Origin of the sequence: Paraburkholderia solisilvae (genome assembly GCF_902859875.1) — a bacterium.
GTDB classification, from domain to species: domain Bacteria; phylum Pseudomonadota; class Gammaproteobacteria; order Burkholderiales; family Burkholderiaceae; genus Paraburkholderia; species Paraburkholderia solisilvae.
The window spans coordinates 1-1,739 of sequence record NZ_CADIKF010000119.1 but is presented as its reverse complement, the minus strand read 5'-3'; the positions used below and the strand labels follow the sequence as shown (position 1 = coordinate 1,739).

The window sequence follows — 1,739 nt, the reverse complement described above, 5'->3', positions numbered from 1 at the left end:
CGCCATCGCATCGGGAGCGGACGCCACGGCAGCCGAGGCCGCAGCGGGTGCCGACGCGTCGTCCGCGGCGGCAGTGCCGACGCCGGCCGCGACGAGCGAGCCGGCCATCAGCAGGGACATCAAAAGTTTGCGCATTTCCAGTTTCCTCTTGTCACTGTTTTTTTACAGCGCGTCCGCGCCGGTTTCGCCGGTACGGATGCGAATCACTTGTTCGATCGGCGTGACGAAGATCTTCCCGTCGCCGATCTTGCCGGTGCGCGCCGCACGTTCGAGCGCTTCGATCGCCTGGTCGACGATGTCGTCGGACACCGCCGCCTCGATCTTCACCTTCGGCAGAAAGTCGACTACGTACTCCGCGCCCCGATACAACTCCGTGTGCCCCTTCTGACGTCCGAAGCCTTTGACTTCCGTGACCGTGATCCCGGAGACGCCGATCGCCGACAGGGCTTCGCGCGCCTCATCGAGCTTGAACGGCTTGATGATTGCGGTAATGAGTTTCATGAAATCCTCGCTGTAGTGACTCAACCCGTTGCGTGCTGCTTTCAAGTGCCTTGCGCCTGTCGGCGGCCACTTCCTGAAGCCGCGGGCCAGCGCATCGGACGGCCGTCCCGCCAAAGTGCGCGGGCCAACAACAGCAACTCGCATGCCATGTTGAGCACAGAAAAGGTAGAGTTCTTGCCGCACAAGGCGCGAGCGGGAATCGACGCGCTGACTCGTCCGAACGGCCAGCGTTGCCGGCGCACGGTGGCGCGGCGCGTTGATCGTTGTTAGAGTGTCCGAACGCTTGCAGCACGGGCGTGCGCCGCGAATGTGCACCAAGCCCGCTCATGCAGCGGGCGCGGCCGGTCGTGCATGCACCATCAACGAACATCGGCGCTCGCGAAGCACTGAGGTAATGACGACTGCACAAATTTTGTGCATAAGGGGAACGTAATGAGACAACCGAACGACATCTTCAACGACCTGCAGGCGCGCATGAGCGACCTGCTCAAGAATTCACCGGCGAAGGATGTCGAACGCAACGTCAGGGCAATGCTGGCTCAAGGCTTTTCGAAACTCGATCTCGTCACGCGCGAGGAGTTCGATACGCAAACCCAGGTGCTGGTGCGCACACGCGCGCGCCTCGAGGAACTGGAGCGGCGTGTCGCCGAGCTCGAACAGAAACTGCCGGTCAGCCAATCGTCCTGAACACCTTCTGAGCTGTACATCACCGGCAAGCGAGCCGTGACGTCATCAGCGTATTAATGGGAGTGCGCGGCAACGCCCGCGCGTTCCGACGGGAGAAAACATGTCGCTTGCCGTGGTCAAGAGCCGCGCGCCGGCTGCTGGCCGCGCGCCCGAAGTCACCGTCGAGGTTCACCTCGCCAACGGGTTGCCGTCTTTCTCCATAGTCGGCCTGCCCGATCTCGAAGTGCGCGAAAGCCGCGAGCGCGTACGGGCCGCGCTGCAGAATTGCGGGCTGGATTTCCCGGTCCGCCGCATCACCGTCAATCTTGCTCCCGCCGATCTGCCCAAGGAATCCGGACGTTTCGATCTGCCGATCGCGCTCGGCATTCTCGCGGCGAGCGGGCAAATCCCTGTCGAATCGCTCGCGCACCGCGAGTTCGCCGGCGAACTATCGCTAAGCGGCGCGCTACGGCCGATGCGCGGTGCGTTTGCGATGGCCTGCGGGACCGCGCGCAGCGCCGCCGAGGCGGCGCGCGGCGAGGGGGCGCCGGCGCAGCGCAACCCGCAGTTAT

The 1,739-nt window shown here is 63.9% G+C and carries 3 protein-coding genes; 2 read left to right on the top strand and 1 reads right to left on the bottom strand.

The window, feature by feature from the left end; all coding sequences use genetic code 11:
- Positions 1-162 precede the first annotated feature (162 nt).
- Positions 163-501: a P-II family nitrogen regulator gene (locus HV675_RS32040; protein WP_006048089.1), complete on the bottom strand. Its 339-nt coding sequence runs from the start codon at positions 499-501 to the stop codon at positions 163-165.
- 432 nt (positions 502-933) lie between these two features.
- Here HV675_RS32040 and HV675_RS32035 point away from each other — a divergent pair, with 432 nt between their 5' ends.
- Positions 934-1,188, top strand: coding sequence for an accessory factor UbiK family protein (locus HV675_RS32035; protein WP_175115466.1), 255 nt, complete (start codon positions 934-936; stop codon positions 1,186-1,188).
- Positions 1,189-1,288: 100 nt separating this feature from the next.
- A partial coding sequence (locus HV675_RS32030) for a magnesium chelatase domain-containing protein (protein ID WP_281364203.1) occupies positions 1,289-1,739 on the top strand: 451 nt, incomplete at its 3' end.